Source organism: Microbacterium arborescens, from assembly GCF_030369635.1.
In the GTDB taxonomy this organism is placed as follows: domain Bacteria; phylum Actinomycetota; class Actinomycetes; order Actinomycetales; family Microbacteriaceae; genus Microbacterium.
Genome location: NZ_CP128474.1, coordinates 1,864,551 through 1,880,490 on the forward strand (window position 1 = coordinate 1,864,551; position 15,940 = coordinate 1,880,490).

Annotated in this window: 15 protein-coding genes; 1 reads left to right on the forward strand and 14 read right to left on the reverse strand. The window is 68.0% G+C overall.

From position 1 onward, the window contains the following. Nucleotides 1–65: 65 nt before the first annotated feature. The 5 genes from dapC to QUC20_RS08895 are packed head-to-tail and all read right to left on the reverse strand — an operon-like array spanning nucleotide 66 to nucleotide 2,952. Nucleotides 66–1,172, reverse strand: a complete 1,107-nt coding sequence (gene dapC, locus QUC20_RS08875) for a succinyldiaminopimelate transaminase (protein WP_289329631.1) — start codon at nucleotides 1,170–1,172, stop codon at nucleotides 66–68. Then, entirely contained in the window at nucleotides 1,169–1,495 is a 327-nt protein-coding gene (gene fdxA, locus QUC20_RS08880) for a ferredoxin (RefSeq protein WP_094261453.1), read from the reverse strand. The genes dapC and fdxA overlap by 4 nt, the downstream gene beginning before the upstream one ends. A 9-nt stretch (nucleotides 1,496–1,504) precedes the next feature. Next, nucleotides 1,505–1,906: a histidinol dehydrogenase gene (locus QUC20_RS08885; RefSeq protein ID WP_120262502.1), complete on the reverse strand. Its 402-nt coding sequence runs from the start codon at nucleotides 1,904–1,906 to the stop codon at nucleotides 1,505–1,507. A 9-nt stretch (nucleotides 1,907–1,915) separates the two neighbouring features. Next, nucleotides 1,916–2,230, reverse strand: coding sequence for an AzlD domain-containing protein (locus tag QUC20_RS08890; RefSeq protein ID WP_120262501.1), 315 nt, complete (start codon nucleotides 2,228–2,230; stop codon nucleotides 1,916–1,918). Beyond that, the gene (locus QUC20_RS08895) at nucleotides 2,227–2,952 is read right to left on the reverse strand and encodes an AzlC family ABC transporter permease (RefSeq protein ID WP_289329632.1); all 726 of its coding nucleotides are present in this window, start codon (nucleotides 2,950–2,952) and stop codon (nucleotides 2,227–2,229) included. The genes QUC20_RS08890 and QUC20_RS08895 overlap by 4 nt, the downstream gene beginning before the upstream one ends. 49 nt (nucleotides 2,953–3,001) lie before the next feature. On the opposite strand from QUC20_RS08895, the gene QUC20_RS08900 reads away from it, so the two are divergent. Beyond that, nucleotides 3,002–3,343, forward strand: a complete 342-nt coding sequence (locus QUC20_RS08900; protein ID WP_289329633.1) for a DUF2200 domain-containing protein — start codon at nucleotides 3,002–3,004, stop codon at nucleotides 3,341–3,343. Nucleotides 3,344–3,424: 81 nt separating this feature from the next. Here the strand turns inward: QUC20_RS08900 and typA are convergent, their stop codons facing one another. The 9 genes from typA to QUC20_RS08945 all read right to left on the reverse strand — a co-directional run bounded on the left by typA (nucleotide 3,425) and on the right by QUC20_RS08945 (nucleotide 15,921). Next, the gene (gene typA / locus QUC20_RS08905) at nucleotides 3,425–5,338 is read right to left on the reverse strand and encodes a translational GTPase TypA (protein WP_120262498.1); all 1,914 of its coding nucleotides are present in this window, start codon (nucleotides 5,336–5,338) and stop codon (nucleotides 3,425–3,427) included. A gap of 108 nt (nucleotides 5,339–5,446) precedes the next feature. Beyond that, nucleotides 5,447–7,102, reverse strand: a complete 1,656-nt coding sequence (locus QUC20_RS08910; RefSeq protein ID WP_289329634.1) for an ABC transporter ATP-binding protein — start codon at nucleotides 7,100–7,102, stop codon at nucleotides 5,447–5,449. Continuing rightward, nucleotides 7,099–8,142: an ABC transporter permease gene (locus QUC20_RS08915; protein ID WP_120262496.1), complete on the reverse strand. Its 1,044-nt coding sequence runs from the start codon at nucleotides 8,140–8,142 to the stop codon at nucleotides 7,099–7,101. The genes QUC20_RS08910 and QUC20_RS08915 overlap by 4 nt, the downstream gene beginning before the upstream one ends. Beyond that, nucleotides 8,139–9,659: an ABC transporter permease gene (locus QUC20_RS08920; protein ID WP_120262495.1), complete on the reverse strand. Its 1,521-nt coding sequence runs from the start codon at nucleotides 9,657–9,659 to the stop codon at nucleotides 8,139–8,141. Before QUC20_RS08920 ends, QUC20_RS08915 begins: the two co-directional genes overlap by 4 nt. A gap of 112 nt (nucleotides 9,660–9,771) precedes the next feature. Further along, a complete protein-coding gene (locus tag QUC20_RS08925; protein WP_120262494.1) occupies nucleotides 9,772–11,496 on the reverse strand; it encodes an ABC transporter substrate-binding protein in 1,725 nt (574 codons plus the stop codon). Between the two features lie 269 nt (nucleotides 11,497–11,765). Continuing rightward, nucleotides 11,766–12,320 (reverse strand): PH domain-containing protein, encoded by a 555-nt coding sequence (locus QUC20_RS08930; RefSeq protein ID WP_289329635.1) that lies wholly within the window; start codon nucleotides 12,318–12,320, stop codon nucleotides 11,766–11,768. 10 nt (nucleotides 12,321–12,330) lie between these two features. Then, complete coding sequence (locus QUC20_RS08935; protein WP_120262492.1) at nucleotides 12,331–14,055, reverse strand: dipeptide ABC transporter ATP-binding protein; 1,725 nt, start codon at nucleotides 14,053–14,055, stop codon at nucleotides 12,331–12,333. After that, nucleotides 14,052–15,002: an ABC transporter permease gene (locus tag QUC20_RS08940; protein ID WP_289329636.1), complete on the reverse strand. Its 951-nt coding sequence runs from the start codon at nucleotides 15,000–15,002 to the stop codon at nucleotides 14,052–14,054. The genes QUC20_RS08935 and QUC20_RS08940 overlap by 4 nt, the downstream gene beginning before the upstream one ends. After that, nucleotides 14,992–15,921 carry an ABC transporter permease gene (locus QUC20_RS08945; protein WP_120262490.1) on the reverse strand — a complete coding sequence of 310 codons (930 nt, stop codon included), beginning with the start codon at nucleotides 15,919–15,921 and terminating at the stop codon, nucleotides 14,992–14,994. Before QUC20_RS08945 ends, QUC20_RS08940 begins: the two co-directional genes overlap by 11 nt. Between the last annotated feature and the right edge of the window lie 19 nt (nucleotides 15,922–15,940).

Genomic DNA, 15,940 nt, shown 5'->3' on the forward strand with positions numbered 1-15,940 from the left:
GCCTATCGGGCGCACGGGCCTACTCCGTACGGCGTCAAAGGATCAGCGGATCGGTAGGAGAAAACCTACGAAACCGCCAGGCGCGCAGCGGCGGATTCGATCCGCTCCTGCGACGCGGTGAGCGAGAAGCGCACGTGGTGCGGAAAGTGCGTCCCGTAGAAGTGCCCGGGACCGGCCAGGATGCCGCGCTCAGCGAGCCACCCGAGTGTCGACCACGCGTCCTCGCCGAGCGTGGCCCAGAGGTAGAGCCCGGCGTCACTGTGATCGATGCGGAACCCCGCTCGTTCCAGCGCCGGACGCAGCACGTCTCGCCGGCGCCGGTACAGCTCCTTCTGATGAGCGACGTGCTCATCGTCGTGAAGGGCTGCGACCATCGCATGCTGAACGGGCAGGGGCAGCATGAGGCCCAGGTGTTTCCGTGCGGTCAGGAGGCTCGCGACGATCGTCGCATCGCCGGCGAGGAACGCCGCGCGGTAGCCCGCGAGATTCGACTGCTTGCTGAGCGAGTAGACCGAAAGAACTCCCCCGACGTCGCCGTCGCAGACGCGCGGATCGAGGATGCTGGGCACGGTGTCGTGCGCCCACGGGCCGTCCCAACCGAGCTCGGCGTAGCACTCGTCCGAGACCACGACGGCACCGAGCTCGCGCGCGCGAGCCACGATCCCGCGCAGCTCCGCGGCATCGAGCACGCGCCCGTCGGGGTTGCCGGGCGAGTTCACCCACACCAGCCGGGTGCCCTCCGGGAAGTCGGCGGGGTCGTCGGCGGCGACGGGCGTGGCACCAACGAGGCGCGCTCCCACCTCGTACGTCGGATACGCGGCGCGCGGGTGCACGACGACATCCCCCGCGCCGAGGCCGAGCAGCAGCGGCAGCAGTGCCACGAGCTCCTTCGACCCGATGGTGGGGAGCACGTTGGCCGGGGCCAGTCCGGCAACGCCGCGGCGGCGCTCGTACCACTGCACGATCGCCTCGCGCAGCGCCGGCGTCCCGACGGTCTGCGGGTAGGCATGGGCGTCGGTGGCTGCGCGCAGAGCCTGCGCCACGATCTCGGGCGTCGGGTCGACGGGCGAGCCGATCGAGAGGTCGACGATGCCGTCGGGGTGGCGTCGGGCCTGTTCGGCGTACGGCGCGACGGCATCCCAGGGGTAGTCGGCGAGGTCGCGGACGCTCAATGCCCCTCCCCCTGCGGCGGCAATGCGGCCACGAGGGGGTGGTCCTTCGCGATGACGCCGACCTTCGCGGCGCCACCCGGAGATCCGAGATCATCGAAGAACTCGACGTTCGCGGTGTAGTAGTCCTGCCACTCGGCGGGCAGGTCGTCTTCGTAGTAGATCGCCTCGACGGGACACACCGGTTCGCATGCGCCGCAGTCGACACACTCGTCCGGGTGGATGTAGAGCGAGCGCTCGCCCTCGTAGATGCAGTCCACGGGGCACTCGTCGATGCAGGCGCGGTCCTTCACGTCCACGCACGGGAGGGCGATCACATAAGTCACACGACGAGTCTAGTTCGTGCGATCGGAGGCGGCGGCCCTGCGCGCGCCCGCGAACGAAGGCCACCCGACGACGACGGCGATCATGATCGGCAGCGCGAACGTCCAGATCAGGCCCGTGCTCAGCTGGCCTTCCGGCGGAGCCGGCACCACGACCGATCCGCCCGGTCCGCGGCCGGAGAAGACGACGGTGGCGACGAGGGCACCGAGACCGCAGGCCAATGCCGCCCAGCGATCGCTCGTGAGCAGGCGCAGGCCGGCGACCAGAGCGGTGATGCCGGCGGTCGCGACGATCAGCCCGATGGGAAGCACGCCCCAGACGTACGCCTGGGTGATGGTCCCGGCGACACCGTAGACGGCCCCCGCGACAGCGGCGACGAGCCATCCCGCCATGCGGGACCAGGTCTGAGTCACCGAGCCAGTCTAGGCGGCCCACCCCCACGCTCGAAGCGCCGCCGCCACGAGGGCGGCCACCGCCACCACCGCGAGGAACGGCGCTCGCAGAGCGAGAAGCATCGCGGCGGCCACGACGGCGGGTACCCGCGCGTCCACGACGATCGCGGTGCCGGCACCGAGGGTCTGCACGACGACGAGAGCCGACAGGAGGGCGATCGTCAGCTGATCGATGATGCGCTGCGCGCGTTCGCCGTCGAACCATCGCGGCGGAAGCAGGTAGCCCAGGGCTTTCAACGCCACGCAGATGATCGACGCGACGAGGATGCCGGTCCAGGGGGTCATCGCGCCTCCCCCGCCTTCGTCTTCTCGGAATCCGTGTCCGGTGAACGTCTGCCCGGCAGCACCGCAGCGACCATGATCGCGACGGCACCGGCGATGAGCACGGGGATGCCGGGCATCGTGAGGGGCGTGGCGACACCTGCGACGACACCCGCGGCGATCCCGACCACGATCGCCTCCATCCGGCGCAGCCGTGGCCACAGCAGTGCGAGGAAGGCTGCGGCGGCGGCCGCGTCGAGACCGTAGGCACGCGGATCGCCGAGGATGTCGCCGAGCAGAGCCCCGAGGAGCGTGAAGAGGTTCCACCCGACATAGATGCCCACCCCGGTCACCCAGAAGCCGATGCGCCGCGCGCGAGGGCCTGATTGGGCGAGCGCGACGGCCGTCGACTCGTCGATCGTGAAGGGGAACGCGCTCAGCCGCCGCGCGATACCGCCGCCGACCACCGGCGCCATGCGCAGACCGTAGGCCACGTTGCGGACGCCGAGAAGTGCAGCGGAGGCGATGGCTGCGGGCAGGGCGGCCCAGCCGCCGGTGGCGATGACGCCGACGAACGCGAACTGCGACCCGCCCGTGAACATCAGGAGACTGAGCACGCAGGTCTGCCAGACGTCGAGCCCCGCGGCGACGCCCAGCGCACCGAACGACACGCCGTAAGCGCTCGTCGCGACCGCCACCCCGATCCCATCGCGCCACGCGCGCCGCGTCGCGGCATCCTGCTCCATCGCTCCGATGCTATCGACCCGTCCCGCCGACGCCGGATACCCTGACGGAATGAGTCGCGTGTTCACGATGAGTGTCGCGTCGGTCTACGTCCACTACGTGGCCAAGGCGGAGCGGAAAGGCCGGACGCGCGCCGACGTCGATGAGGTGACGCGCTGGCTCACGGGCTTCTCGCAATCAGAGCTCGAGGCCCATTTGACCGCCGGGACGACGTTCGAGGATTTCTTCGCCGCGGCGCACCTGAACCCGGAGGCCACGAAGATCACCGGCGTCATCTGCGGCATCCGGGTCGAAGAGATCGACGACCCGCTGATGCGGAAGATCCGCTACCTCGACAAGTTGGTCGACGAGGTCGCGCGCGGCAAGCAGATGTCGCGCATTCTGCGGGGCTGAGCGCCGCCCGGGCACCGACGCCGCGACCCCGGAGGCCGTGGTCGGCGCTCCGGGGTCGCGGGCGATGCGGCTGAGCCGTGATCAGGCGTTGGCATCCTGACGCTTGAGGCGCGCGGTGGCCCGGGCGCGGTCGGTCGCCGCGAGGACGACCTTGCGGATGCGCACCTTCTCGGGTGTGACCTCGACGCATTCGTCGTCGCGGGCGAACTCGAGCGACTCCTCGAGGGTGAGCACGCGCGGCGGGGTCATCGACTCGAAGGAGTCGGAGGTCGACGAACGCATGTTCGTGAGCTTCTTCTCCTTGGTGATGTTGACGTCCATGTCGTCGGCGCGGGAGTTCTCGCCGATGACCATGCCCTCGTAGACCTCTTCGGTGGGCTGCACGAAGAAGCTCATGCGCTCCTGGAGGGCGATCATCGCGAAGGGCGTCACGACGCCCGAGCGGTCGGCGACGATCGAGCCGTTCTGACGGGTCGTGATCGAGCCGGCCCAGTCGTCGTAGCCGTGCGAGATGGCGTTGGCGATGCCGGTGCCGCGCGTGATCGTGAGGAACTCGCTGCGGAAGCCGATCAGACCGCGGGAGGGGACGACGAACTCCATGCGCACCCAGCCGGTGCCGTGGTTGCTCATGCCGTCCATCCGCCCCTTGCGCGCCGCCATGAGCTGCGTGATCGCACCGAGGTGCTCTTCGGGGGCATCGATGGTCAGGTGCTCGAACGGCTCCTTGAGCTTGCCGTCCTCGCCGCGCTTGGTGACGACCTGGGGCTTGCCGACGGTGAGCTCGAAGCCCTCGCGGCGCATGTTCTCGACGAGGATCGCCAGAGCGAGCTCGCCGCGGCCCTGAACCTCCCACGCGTCGGGACGTCCGATGTCGACGACCTTCAGCGAGACGTTGCCGATCAGTTCGCGGTCGAGCCGGTCCTTGACCATGCGCGCCGTGAGCTTGTGGCCCTTGACCTTGCCCATGAGGGGCGAGGTGTTGGTGCCGATCGTCATCGAGATCGCCGGGTCGTCGACCGTGATCGCCTTGAGCGGCCGCACGTCTTCGGGATCGGCGATGGTCTCGCCGATCGTGATGTCGGGGAAGCCCGCGATGGCGACGATGTCACCGGGGCCGGCGTCGTCGGCCGGGAAGCGCTCGAGGGCGCGGGTCTTCAGCAGCTCGGTGACGCGGGCGTTGCTCGTCGTGCCGTCCGCGCGCACCCATGCGACGGTCTGCCCCTTCTTCAGCGTGCCGTTGAAGACGCGCAGCAGGGCGAGGCGGCCGAGGAACGGGCTCGAGTCGAGGTTGGTGACCCACGCCTGCAGCGGCGCCTCGTCGTCGTAGGACGGAGCCGGAACGTGCTCGAGGATGGCCTCGAAGAGCGGCTCGAGGTCGTCGTTGTCAGGCAGTTCGCCGTTGCCGGGACGGTTGCGCGACGCGGCGCCCGCGCGACCCGAGGCGTAGACGACCGGGACGTCGAGCAGCGCGTCGACGTCGAGATCGGGGACGTCGTCCGCGAGGTCGCCGGCGAGGCCGAGCAGCAGGTCGTGCGCTTCTTCCTCGACCTCCGCGATGCGGGCGTCGGGGCGGTCGGTCTTGTTGACCAGCAGGATGACGGGGAGCTTGGCCTCGAGCGCCTTGCGCAGCACGAAGCGGGTCTGCGGGAGCGGACCTTCCGACGCGTCGACGAGCAGCACCACACCGTCGACCATCGACAGGCCGCGCTCGACCTCGCCACCGAAGTCGGCGTGGCCGGGGGTGTCGATCACGTTGATCGTGACCGGCACGTCGGTGTGCACGCCGTTGTAGGTGATCGCCGTGTTCTTGGCGAGGATCGTGATGCCCTTCTCACGCTCGAGATCGTTGGAGTCCATCGCACGTTCCTCGACGTGCGCGTGTTCTCCGAACGAGCCGGTCTGGCGGAGCATGGCATCGACGAGCGTCGTCTTGCCGTGGTCGACGTGCGCGACGATCGCGACGTTGCGGAGGTCAGGACGAAGGGCATGCGCCATGAAGGGGGTCCTCAGGATGAAGGGAAAACGCCGGGATGCCGACGGGACAGTTTAACGCAGGCGCCCTGCGAGTTCGCGGGGCGCCTGCGGAGAGGCCGGGGTCGGGCCTCAGGAGGCGTCGAGAGCCGCGCGACGCTCTTCTCTGCGCCGACGCTGTTCGACCGGATCGGGCACAGGAGATGCGGCGAGCAGCTCGCGCGTGTACGACTCGCGGGGCTGCAGCAGCACCTGCGAGGTCGGACCCTGCTCGACGGTCCGGCCCGACTTGAGCACGAGGATCTGATCCGAGAGCTGGTCGACGACCGCGAGGTCATGGCTGACGAGGATGCAGGCGAACGAGTAGGTCTCCTGCAGCTCCTTCAGCATGTCGAGCACCGCGGCCTGCACCGAGACGTCGAGAGCCGAGGTCGGCTCGTCGGCGACGAACAGCTTCGGGCGCAGCGTGAGGGCTCTCGCGATCGACACGCGCTGCCGCTGACCGCCCGACAGCTCGTGCGGGTAACGCTCGAGGACATCGCGCGGCAGCCGGACGGCGTCGAGCAGCTCGCGCGCGCGGTCGAGCCGCTCGGCCTTGGTACCGACGCGATGAATCGCCATCGGCTCGATGATGCAGTCGCCGATCGGGAAACGCGGGTCGAGCGAGGCCGCCGGGTCCTGGAACACCACCCCGATCTCGCGCCGCACGTTCTTCGCGTTGCGCCCGCGGAGCTTGGCGAGGTCCTGGCCGCCGAGGCGCAGAGTGCCGTCGGCGATGGGCATGAGGCCCAGCACGGCGCGCGCGATCGTCGACTTGCCCGATCCCGACTCGCCGACGATCCCGAGGACTTCGCCGGCGGCGAGGTCGAACGACACATCCTCGACCGCACGGAAGGTCTTGCCCCGACCGGCGTACTCGAGGACGAGCCCCTTGGCCTCGAGCACGACGTCGCGCGACGCGCTCATCGCGGCCCTCGAGGTCAGCTCGGGGTCGAGGCGCGGGACCGCCGCGAGAAGCTTCTTCGTGTACGGATGCTGCGCCCGCGTGAGGACATCCTCGACCGCGCCGACCTCGACGAGGTCGCCCCGATACATCACCGCGACGCGGTCCGCGATGTCGGCCACGACACCCATGTTGTGCGTGATGAGGAGGATGCCGGCGTCGGTTTCGTCCTTGAGTCGCCGCAGCAGGTCGAGGATCTCGGCCTGCACCGTGACGTCGAGGGCAGTCGTCGGCTCGTCGGCGATGATGACCTTCGGGTTCAGGGCGATCGCCATCGCGATGACGATGCGCTGACGCTGCCCGCCCGAGAACTGATGCGGATACTGTTTGATCCGCCGCTCAGGCTCCGGGATGCCGACGATCCGCAGCAGCTCGATGGACCGATCGCGCGCGTCTTCGCCGTAGGCGACGTCGTGCAGCTCGAAGATCTCGGTCAGCTGACGCTCGATCGTCAGCACCGGGTTGAGTGCCGTCATGGGCTCTTGGAACACCATGGCGATCTCGCTCGCCCGGAGCTTGCGCATCTGTTCGTTCGGCATGCCGATCACCTCGGTCTCGCCGACGGTGACCGAGCCGCGCACGATCGCGTTCTCGGCGAGGAGACCCATCGCGGCGAGCGAGGTGACCGACTTGCCCGAGCCCGACTCGCCGACGACGGCGACGACTTCGCCCGGCGCTACGTCGAGCGAGATGCCTTTGACAGCATCGACGTCTCCGGAGCCCGTCAGGAACGTGACCGAGAGGTCGGTGAACTTCAGTGCGGTTCGCGTGGCGGTGACGCTCATGCGCGGTTCCTCCTCTTGATCTCGCGGCGCACGCTGCGCGACTGCCGCGGGTCGTACGCGTCACGGATGCCGTCACCCAGGAAGTTGATCGACAGGGCGATCGCCAGGATCATCATTCCGGGCCACCAGAACAGCCACGGACGGCTCGTGAAGCTGCCCTGGTACTGGCTGATCAACAGACCGAGAGAGGTCTCCGGGGGCTGCACGCCGAAGTTGAGGAACGACAACGAGCTCTCCAGAAGAATTGCTCCCGCGATCGCGAACGTGGCATTGACGGCGATGACCCCGATGACGTTCGGGATGAGGTGACGGAAGATGATGCGCGCTCCCCCGGCACCCGAGGCGCGGGCTGCGAGGACGAAGTCGCGCTCGCGGAGCGACAGCACTTCACCGCGCACGAGACGGGCGAGCCCGGTCCAGGTCAGCAACGAGAGCAGGAACGCGAGCAGGATCGGGTTCTTGCCGAGGTTGCCCGCGATCTGACCGACGACGGCCGCGAGGGCGAGCAGCGGGATGACGATGAACAGGTCGGTGATGCGCATCAGCACGGAGTCGACCCAGCCGCGGTAGTACCCCGCGACGGCCCCGATCACGGTGCCGATGACCGTCGACGAGATGCCGAGAACGAGCCCGAGCAGGATCGAGCGCTGCGTGCCCATCATGGTCAAGGCGAAGAAGTCCTTACCGGTGTTCTCCTGACCGAACGGGTGCTCGCCGATGTGGATGCCGTCGCCCCCGAGCCATTCCGGGATGAGACTCAACGTCGGGAGGCCGCCGTTGACGACGTCGCCCGCGGCGCGGTAGTCATAGGGCCACCACCCCGGGATGCCGGCGAAGCCGACGGAGGTGAAGCTCAGCAGGGTCAGGAAGATCAGCACGACCGCGGAGATCGTCGCCGCGCGGTGGCGCAGGAAGCGCCCCCACACGATCCGGGCCTGCGAGCGAGGCGCCGCGGTGCTCTTGGCGAGAGCTGCGTCCTCCGCCTCGGCGACCGAGAGCACCGACGTCGTGGTCGGGACGTTGTCGTTCGGGTTCGTCATACTCGGATCCTCGGGTCGATGACGGCATAGAAGATGTCCGCCAGCATGTTGAAGACGATCGCGGCCAGGCCGGTCACGAGGAAGAAGGCCATGACCGGGTTCGGGTCGACCTGGGCGAGACCGGTGGAGAAGAGGTCACCCATGCCCTTCCAGCCGAAGACGCGCTCGGTGATGACCGCGCCGCCGATGAGGCCCGCGAAGTCGAACGCGGCGATCGTCGCGATCGGGATCAGAGCGTTGCGGAACGCGTGGCGGAAGATCACCAGTCGCTCGGGCACGCCCTTGGCCCGCGCCGTGCGGATGAAGTCCTGGTTTCCGACCTCGAGCATCGACGTCCGCGTGTAGCGGCTGTACGAGGCGAGCGAGATCACCGTCAGAAGCAGCGTCGGCAGCAGCATCTGCGTGCCGATGTCGAGGAACGTCTGCCAGAACGTCCCGTCGAAGTTCGGCGTCTGAGCGCCGATCGTCGAGATGGGCCGCGGCTTGCGCTGCAGGAATGACGGCCAGACGCGGAACAACGAGTCGACGACGGTGAGCAGGGCTCCGCCGAAGATCGTCACGAACGCGACGACGGTCGCCGGGCCGCGGAAACGCCCGCCGAAGAAGCGTCCGATGACGAACGGCACGACGATGGCCAGAAGTGCGCCGGCGGCGAGGACGCCCCAGTTCATGTAGTAGATGAACACGTTCGTCAGTGCCAGATGCATCACCACCACGAGCCCGGCGCTGGACAGGCCCACGACCAGGACCCGCCGGTTGTGCAGACCGACCGACGCCACCGTCGCGCTCAGCGCGAGCAGGACGGTCAGGACGGCCACGCCGATGATGGTCAGGCGCGGCTCACGGAACGCATTGGTCGCGAGCATCAGCGACAGCGCGACGCCGATGAAGACCGTGGTGAAGGCGAAGGTGACCGCGCGACGCTTGAACGAGCCACCGCCGAAGACCTGCACCACGAAGCCGATCAAGACGGATATCACGATGATCTGGACGGGTGACAGCTGCGGATCGCGGATCCAGTCGTTGTACCCGATCGCGAGGTACTCCTTGAAGAGCACCGCGGCCCAGAACACCGGCAGCGAGAAGAAGAGGAAGGTGGCGAAGGTCACGGCGTAGTCGAGGCCCGAGTACTGCCGGATAGCCGTCACGATACCGATCGCGATGCCGATGATGAGGGCCAGCACGGTGGCCAGGAGAACGAGCCTCAGCGTCGAGGCCGCCGCCTGCCCGACGAGTGTCGACACTTCGACGCCCTGTCGGGTGAGGCCGAGATCGCATTGCCCGATGAGGCATTTGCTCGCCCCGAGCAGCCAGGTGAGATACCGGGCGAACCAGGGCTGATCGAGGTTCATGTATTCGATACGCCGGGCGATCAACTGCTCGCGGTTGTCCGCGTTGCTCTCGCGGAGGTCGGCGAGCGGGTCGCCGGAGTTGATCGTGAGGACGTACATCAGGAGGGATGCGGCGAGCATGATGCCCACCGCGGCCGCCAGACGGCGGATGATGAATTTCAGCACGGAAGTCGAGGTCCCTTGGTCGTACGCGGGGCACCTATGTGCCCCTCACGGGAGTGTGGGCCGTCACCGCAGCGACGGCCCACACTCTGGACGTGTCAGAGACAGAATACGTTTATTCTGCGCGCGACCACTTCTCGGCGTTCCACATGATGCCGGTCTGGCCCACGGAGTGCTGAGCGTTCTGGATGTCGGCGGCCGCAGCGTCGACACCGGGGTGAGCGAACAGCGGGATGCCGAACAGGTCGTCCCACAGCTGCTTCTCGATGATCTTCGTCTGCTCGAGGTGCACCGACTCGTCGAGGCTCGTCACCAGCGTCTGCCACGCCTGGTCGACGACCGGGCTCGAGTAGCCGCCGTAGTTCTGCGGCTTGTCGGTGGCGTAGATGTTCTGGCCCGAGGTGATCTGGCCGGAGCCGGCCCAGGCGAACAGTGCCACGTCGTAGTCGCCGCGCTCCTGGGTTCCGCCGGGCTGGAAGAAGTCGGCGTTGCCGACGTCCTGGATGTCGAAGCCGGCCTGGTCGCAGGACGACTTGATGAGGGCGACCTCGTCAGCGCGACGCGGGTTGGGCGCCGAGTAGCCGATACGGACGACCGTGCCGGCAGCACCGGCGGCGTCGACGAGGGCCTTGGCCTCTTCGAGGTTCGGCTCGTCGTAGCGGCCGTCGTAGGCAGCCGAGACGACCTCGTCGTAGTTCTCCTGGAACGGGAACACCTCGCGGGCGTTCATGACCTCGGCGTCGGCGCTCACGGGCTTGATGAGGTTGTCGACGATCTGCTGGCGCGGAACGCACATCGCGAACGCCTGGCGCAGCTCGAGGCTGTTCGCGAGCGACGCGTTGCCCTTGAAGTTGAAGTCGAGGTGCTCCCACGTCAGGGTCTGGCCGGTCAGCAGCTGAGCGGCGTCGCCGAGCTCCTCGATCTGCGAGACGGTGTCGACCGAGGGCTGCGGGGCGATGACGTCGAGGTCACCGTTCTGCAGCGCCTGGACCATTGCGTCCTGCTCGACGAAGCGGATGACGAGCTCGTCATTGGCCGCGGGCTCGCCGTAGTAGTTCTCATTGCGCTTGAGGGTCACCGACTGTCCGGCCTCCCACGACGAGAGCACGTACGGACCGGAGCTGGGGATGAGCGCCTCGTCCGGCAGAGTGCCGGGCGCGGTGTTCCATCCGGTGTTCCAGAAGTCGGCCGCGTCGGCGAGAGCAGCCGCGTCGCCGCCGCGGATCGCCTCGACGAGCTCCTCGGTCGACAGGCCGCCCTGCTCGGCGACGACGTGCGCGGGGCTGAGCAGCCAGGTCTGGATCTGCCAGTCGGGGTCGGGCGCGGCGAACTCGACGGTGAACGACTTCGCGTCGGCGTCACCCTGCGGGCCCGCGGGAACGGTGTCGCCCAGGTCCTGCGAAACGGAGTTGAAGAGGGGGCCCTCGGCGCCGGCGAGGTTCGGGTTCTGCACGCCCCACGCGAGAACGGCGTCGGCGACCGTGATGGGCGTGCCATCCGACCACTTCGCGTCATCGGCGATGGTGTACTCGACGACCATCGGGTCTTCGGAGATCAGCTCATACGAGCCCAGGTCGGCGTTGGGCTGAATGGCCCCGACCTCGTCGAAGTAGCTGAAGCCCGCGAGGAGCCGGTCCACGATCGCGGAGTTGTACGTCGAGTACGTCTCCGGCGTGAAGCCGTTGTAGCTGATGAAGTCGTTCGGACCGACCGAAACGGCGATCGACTGGCTCGTCGAGTTCGCCTCCTGGTCGCCGCCGTCCGCCGGCGCGCAGCCGGCGACGACGAGCGCCAGGGCTGCGGCGCTCGCGGCCGCCATGGAGATACGCGTAAAACGCATTCCCACTCCTGTTCTCTTGATGATCCGGGCGACGGAAGACCTTTCCGTTCCCCGCTCGGTGACCTGGTCGCCGAGCTCAGATGAGAACTACCCTTGCGTGCGTTCGTTTCCAACGTGTTGCGCGAAACGAGTTCGTTAGCAAAATGTGTCCTACGCATGCCGCCGACGGCGTACGCCTTGCTCATTGCGAAGCGGCGGGGCTGAGCACTTGTGCACCCGCGCTGCATCCGCGCAGGAGGGTGACCCGACTCCGGCCGCGCGAGCGGTGATCAGCCGCCGAAAACGAGCGCGATCGCCGCCCACACGACGATCACCGCGAGCGGGATCAGCACGGCACGGTTCCAGGAGCGGGTGATGGGCTCTGCGGGTGCCTCCGAGGCGTTCTCATCCCACGCGGCGCGGATCTCTTCGATCTCTCTCACCGCGGTCGGCATCTTCGCTGCTTCTTCGCGCACGCTCGACCAGGCGCCGCGTCCGACGCGCGCCGGTCTGCTCGGCGACGGCCCGCCGAAGGCCGCGATGGACCGCCCGTCGACGGTGTCTACGGTGACCTGCCAGCGCAGCCGGATGTCGCTCACCGCCGGCCACGGCACCCGTGTCACACGGAGCGGGTTCGCGATCACGATCGCCCGCTCGTCGGTCGCCACGTACGGAGCGTAGAGCAGCGTATAGATCAGCCACACCGCGAGAAGGACCCACGGCGCGAGCAGCAGCCCCTGCACTACGCCGCCCCGCACGAAGGCGTCCCCGAGGAGGAAGGCACCGAGCAGACCGGCGCCGACGACCGCGATGGTCGCCGACGCCGGACGGTAGGTCTTGCTCATACCGGGCTGCTCAGACGCCGAACTGGAATCCCGCACCGGGGATGGCCGCGAGCAGTTCGCGCGTGTAGTCCTCCGTCGAGTGATCGAACACCTCGTCGGTGGTCGCCGACTCCACGAGCCGGCCCCGGCGCATGACCGAGACGTTGTCGGCCACGAGACGCACGACCGCGAGATCGTGCGTGATGAAGAGGTACGTCAGGTCGAGTTCGGTCTGCAACTCGGTGAGCAGGTTCAGGATCTGTCCCTGCACGAGCACGTCGAGCGCCGACACGGCCTCGTCGAGCACGAGCACGTCCGGCTTCAGCGCCAGGGCGCGAGCGATCGCGACTCGCTGGCGCTGACCGCCCGAGAGCTCGCTCGGATACCGGTCCTTCGCCGCCGTCGGAAGCGACACCTGGTCGAGCAGTTCGCGTACGCGTGCCGACCGTTCCTTCTGGCTGCCGAACTTGTGCACGCGCATGGGCTCGGCGATCGTGTCGCCGACACTGTACTGCGGGTCGAGAGTTCCATACGGGTCTTGGAAGACCGGCTGGACACGACGGCGGAAGGCGAGCTCTTCGGCGCGGTTGAGCCCACCGAGCTTCTTGCCGTCGAAGTGGATCTCGCCCGAGGTCAGTCGCTCCAGCTGCAGGAACAGCTTCGCCAGAGTCGACTTGCCCGACCCCGACTCGCCGACGATCGCGGTCGTCGTCCCCTTGGCCACCTGGATGCTGACGTCATCGACCGCGACGATCTCCTTCGAGGAGAGCCCGCCGGTCCGCACCTTGTAGACGCGTCGCGCGTTGCGGATGTCGATGAAGTCGCTGCGAGCGGCGACCGACTCCGCCTCGGCTTCGCGCTCCTCTGCCCGGGCGAGGAACTCCTCCCCGGCGCCGAACACGTCGACGTCCTCGTGGTGACGCACGGCTTGGATGCGGCGTGAGGCGAGGCTCGGCGCGGCCGACACGAGCCGCTTGGTGTACGGGTGCTTGGGGTCGGCGAGGATCTCCTGCGACGGCCCCGACTCGACCACGCGGCCGCGGTACATCACGACGAGGTGCTCGGCACGCTCGGCGGCGAGTCCGAGGTCGTGGGTGATGAACAGCACCGAGGTGCCGAAGTCGGACGTGAGGGAGCCCAGGTGATCGAGGATCTGGCGCTGGACCGTCACGTCGAGAGCCGACGTCGGCTCGTCGGCGATGAGAAGCTTCGGGCGGGCCGACAAGCCGATCCCGATGAGCGCACGCTGGCGCATTCCGCCGGAGAACTGGTGCGGGTACTGCCGCATCCGATCCTCGGCATCCGGAAGACCGGCTTCGGTGAGCACCTCGACCGCGCGGTCGCGGACGGCTGCCCGTCCCGTTGCGCTGCGGTTCGACCGGACGGCCTCGCGAACCTGGAAGCCCACGGTCAGCACGGGGTTGAGGTTCGACATCGGGTCCTGCGGGACGTAACCGATCTGGGCTCCGCGCACGGCCTGCAGCTCACGGTTCGTCAGCGCCGCGAGATCGCGGCCCTCGAACATGATCTGACCGTCGGTGATGCGTCCGGTTCCGGGGAGCAGACGGATGATCGCCTGCGCGGTGGTGGACTTGCCGGAACCAGACTCGCCCACGATCGCCACCGACTGGCGCGGATAGATCGTCAGGTCGACGCCACGGACGGCGGGAACGAGCCCGGCCTTCGTCTGGAACCCGACGTGGAGGTTGCGGATGTCCAGCAGCGGCGTGGCATCCGAGGACGTGGTGTCGCTCATCGGCGGGCACGCTCCTTCGGGTCGAGGGCGTCGCGCACGACGTCGCCCAGCATGAGGAAGGACAGGACCGTCACCGACAGCGCGGCAGCGGGGTAGATCAGCACCATCGGGCTCGTGGTGAGCGACTGACGCGCGGAGTTGATGTCGTTGCCCCAGCTCATCACCGTGCCGGGCAGGCCGATGCCGAGGAACGACAGGGTCGCCTCGGCGACGATGAACGTGCCGAGCGAGACGGTGGCCACGGCGATCACCGGAGCGATCGCGTTGGGCAGGACGTGACGCAGCAGGACGCGCCACCGCGAGACGCCGAGGGCGATGGACGCCACGACGTAGTCCGCCTGCTTCGCCGTCAGGACCGCACCGCGCATGATGCGGGCGATCTGAGGCCACGCGAACACGGCGATGACGAGGGCGACGACGAGCGGCGTCCGGTCGGGGACGACCGACATGAAGACGATGGCACCGAGGACCGTGGGGATGGCGAAGAAGATGTCGGCCACGCGCGAGAGGATCGCGTCGAGGATGCCGCCGTAGTACCCGGCGAGGGCGCCGACGACGGAGCCGAAGATCGTGACCATCAGCGTCGCGATGAAGCCGACCATGACCGACGACTGCGTTCCGTAGATCACGCGGGCGTAGACATCGCAGCCCTGACGGGTGAACCCGAAGATGTGTCCGGCGCGCGGCCCGGCGTTGCTGTCGGCCAGCTGACAATTCGCGGTCGGCGACACAGGCGAGAAGAGCCCGGGGAACATCGCGACGAAGAGGATCAGCACGATGAGGACGGCCGAGACCCAGAACATGGGTCGGCGGCGCATCGACTGCCACGCGTCGCTCCAGACGGTGCGCGGCTTGTCGTCGGTCGAGACCGCGTCGATCGCCTGGAGCGGCGTCTCCTCTTCGGGAGCGACGAAGTGTTCCTGATTCCGGCGGAGATTACTTGGCATAGCGGATCCTCGGGTCGAGCCAGGCGTACAGGAGGTCGACGAGCAGGTTCGCCAGCATGATGATGATGACCATGATGGCGACGAAGGACACGACGGTGGGCCCCTCCCCGATCGTGATGGCGCGATAGATCGTGCCGCCGACGCCGTTGATGTTGAAGATGCTCTCGGTGACGATCGCCCCGACCATGAGCGATCCGAGATCGACGCCGAGGTAGGTCACGACCGGAACGAGCGAGTTGCGGAGCACGTGCACCGTGACGACGCGCGGGCGGCTGAGGCCTTTCGCCGTCGCCGTGCGGACGAAGTCGGCGGAGAGATTCTCGGCGACCGATGAGCGGGTGAGCCGGACGATGTAGGCGAACGAGACCGTCGCGAGCACGATCGCCGGCAGGAGGAGCTCGTTCCAGGGCGCACCCGCACTGACGGTGGTGCGGAACCACCCGAGTTGGATGCCGAGGACGTACTGCAAAACGAAGCCGATGACGAAGGTCGGCACAGAGATGAGGAGCAGGCTGACGACCAGGGCGGTGGCGTCGAAGAGCTTGCCCTTGCGCAGGCCCGCGATGAGACCGACGACGATGCCGAAGACCGCTTCGATCGCGAGGGCGAGGACCGCCAGTCGCAGCGTGATCGGGAACGCCTGAGCCATCACGTCGATGACGGGACGGCCCGAGAACGTCGTGCCCCAGTCGCCCTGCAGCAGCGCCCCGATGTACAGGAAGTACTGCACGATGAACGGCTTGTCGAGGTTGTACTGCGCCCTCACCGCCTCGATGACGGCGGGAGACGGTTGACGCTCGCCGTACAGGGCGGCGATCGGGTCTCCCGGCAAGAGGAAGACGAGGGCGTAGATGAGAAGGGTCGCCCCGAAGAAGACGGGGATCAGCTGCAGCAGCCGTCGACCGATGAACCAGAGCATCGACGAATAGTTCCTAAAT

Excerpts from the sequence above, each read along its gene's own strand:
- QUC20_RS08890 (WP_120262501.1), bottom strand. The coding sequence starts at position 2,230 with ATGACCCCCTGGACCGGCATCCTCGTCGCGTCGATCATCTGCGTGGCG.
- QUC20_RS08895 (WP_289329632.1), bottom strand. The coding sequence starts at position 2,952 with ATGGAGCAGGATGCCGCGACGCGGCGCGCGTGGCGCGATGGGATCGGG.
- QUC20_RS08900 (WP_289329633.1), top strand. The coding sequence starts at position 3,002 with ATGAGTCGCGTGTTCACGATGAGTGTCGCGTCGGTCTACGTCCACTAC.
- typA (WP_120262498.1), bottom strand. The coding sequence starts at position 5,338 with ATGGCGCATGCCCTTCGTCCTGACCTCCGCAACGTCGCGATCGTCGCG.
- QUC20_RS08910 (WP_289329634.1), bottom strand. The coding sequence starts at position 7,102 with ATGAGCGTCACCGCCACGCGAACCGCACTGAAGTTCACCGACCTCTCG.
- QUC20_RS08915 (WP_120262496.1), bottom strand. The coding sequence starts at position 8,142 with ATGACGAACCCGAACGACAACGTCCCGACCACGACGTCGGTGCTCTCG.
- QUC20_RS08925 (WP_120262494.1), bottom strand. The coding sequence starts at position 11,496 with ATGCGTTTTACGCGTATCTCCATGGCGGCCGCGAGCGCCGCAGCCCTG.
- QUC20_RS08930 (WP_289329635.1), bottom strand. The coding sequence starts at position 12,320 with ATGAGCAAGACCTACCGTCCGGCGTCGGCGACCATCGCGGTCGTCGGC.
- QUC20_RS08935 (WP_120262492.1), bottom strand. The coding sequence starts at position 14,055 with ATGAGCGACACCACGTCCTCGGATGCCACGCCGCTGCTGGACATCCGC.
- QUC20_RS08940 (WP_289329636.1), bottom strand. The coding sequence starts at position 15,002 with ATGCCAAGTAATCTCCGCCGGAATCAGGAACACTTCGTCGCTCCCGAA.
- QUC20_RS08945 (WP_120262490.1), bottom strand. The coding sequence starts at position 15,921 with ATGCTCTGGTTCATCGGTCGACGGCTGCTGCAGCTGATCCCCGTCTTC.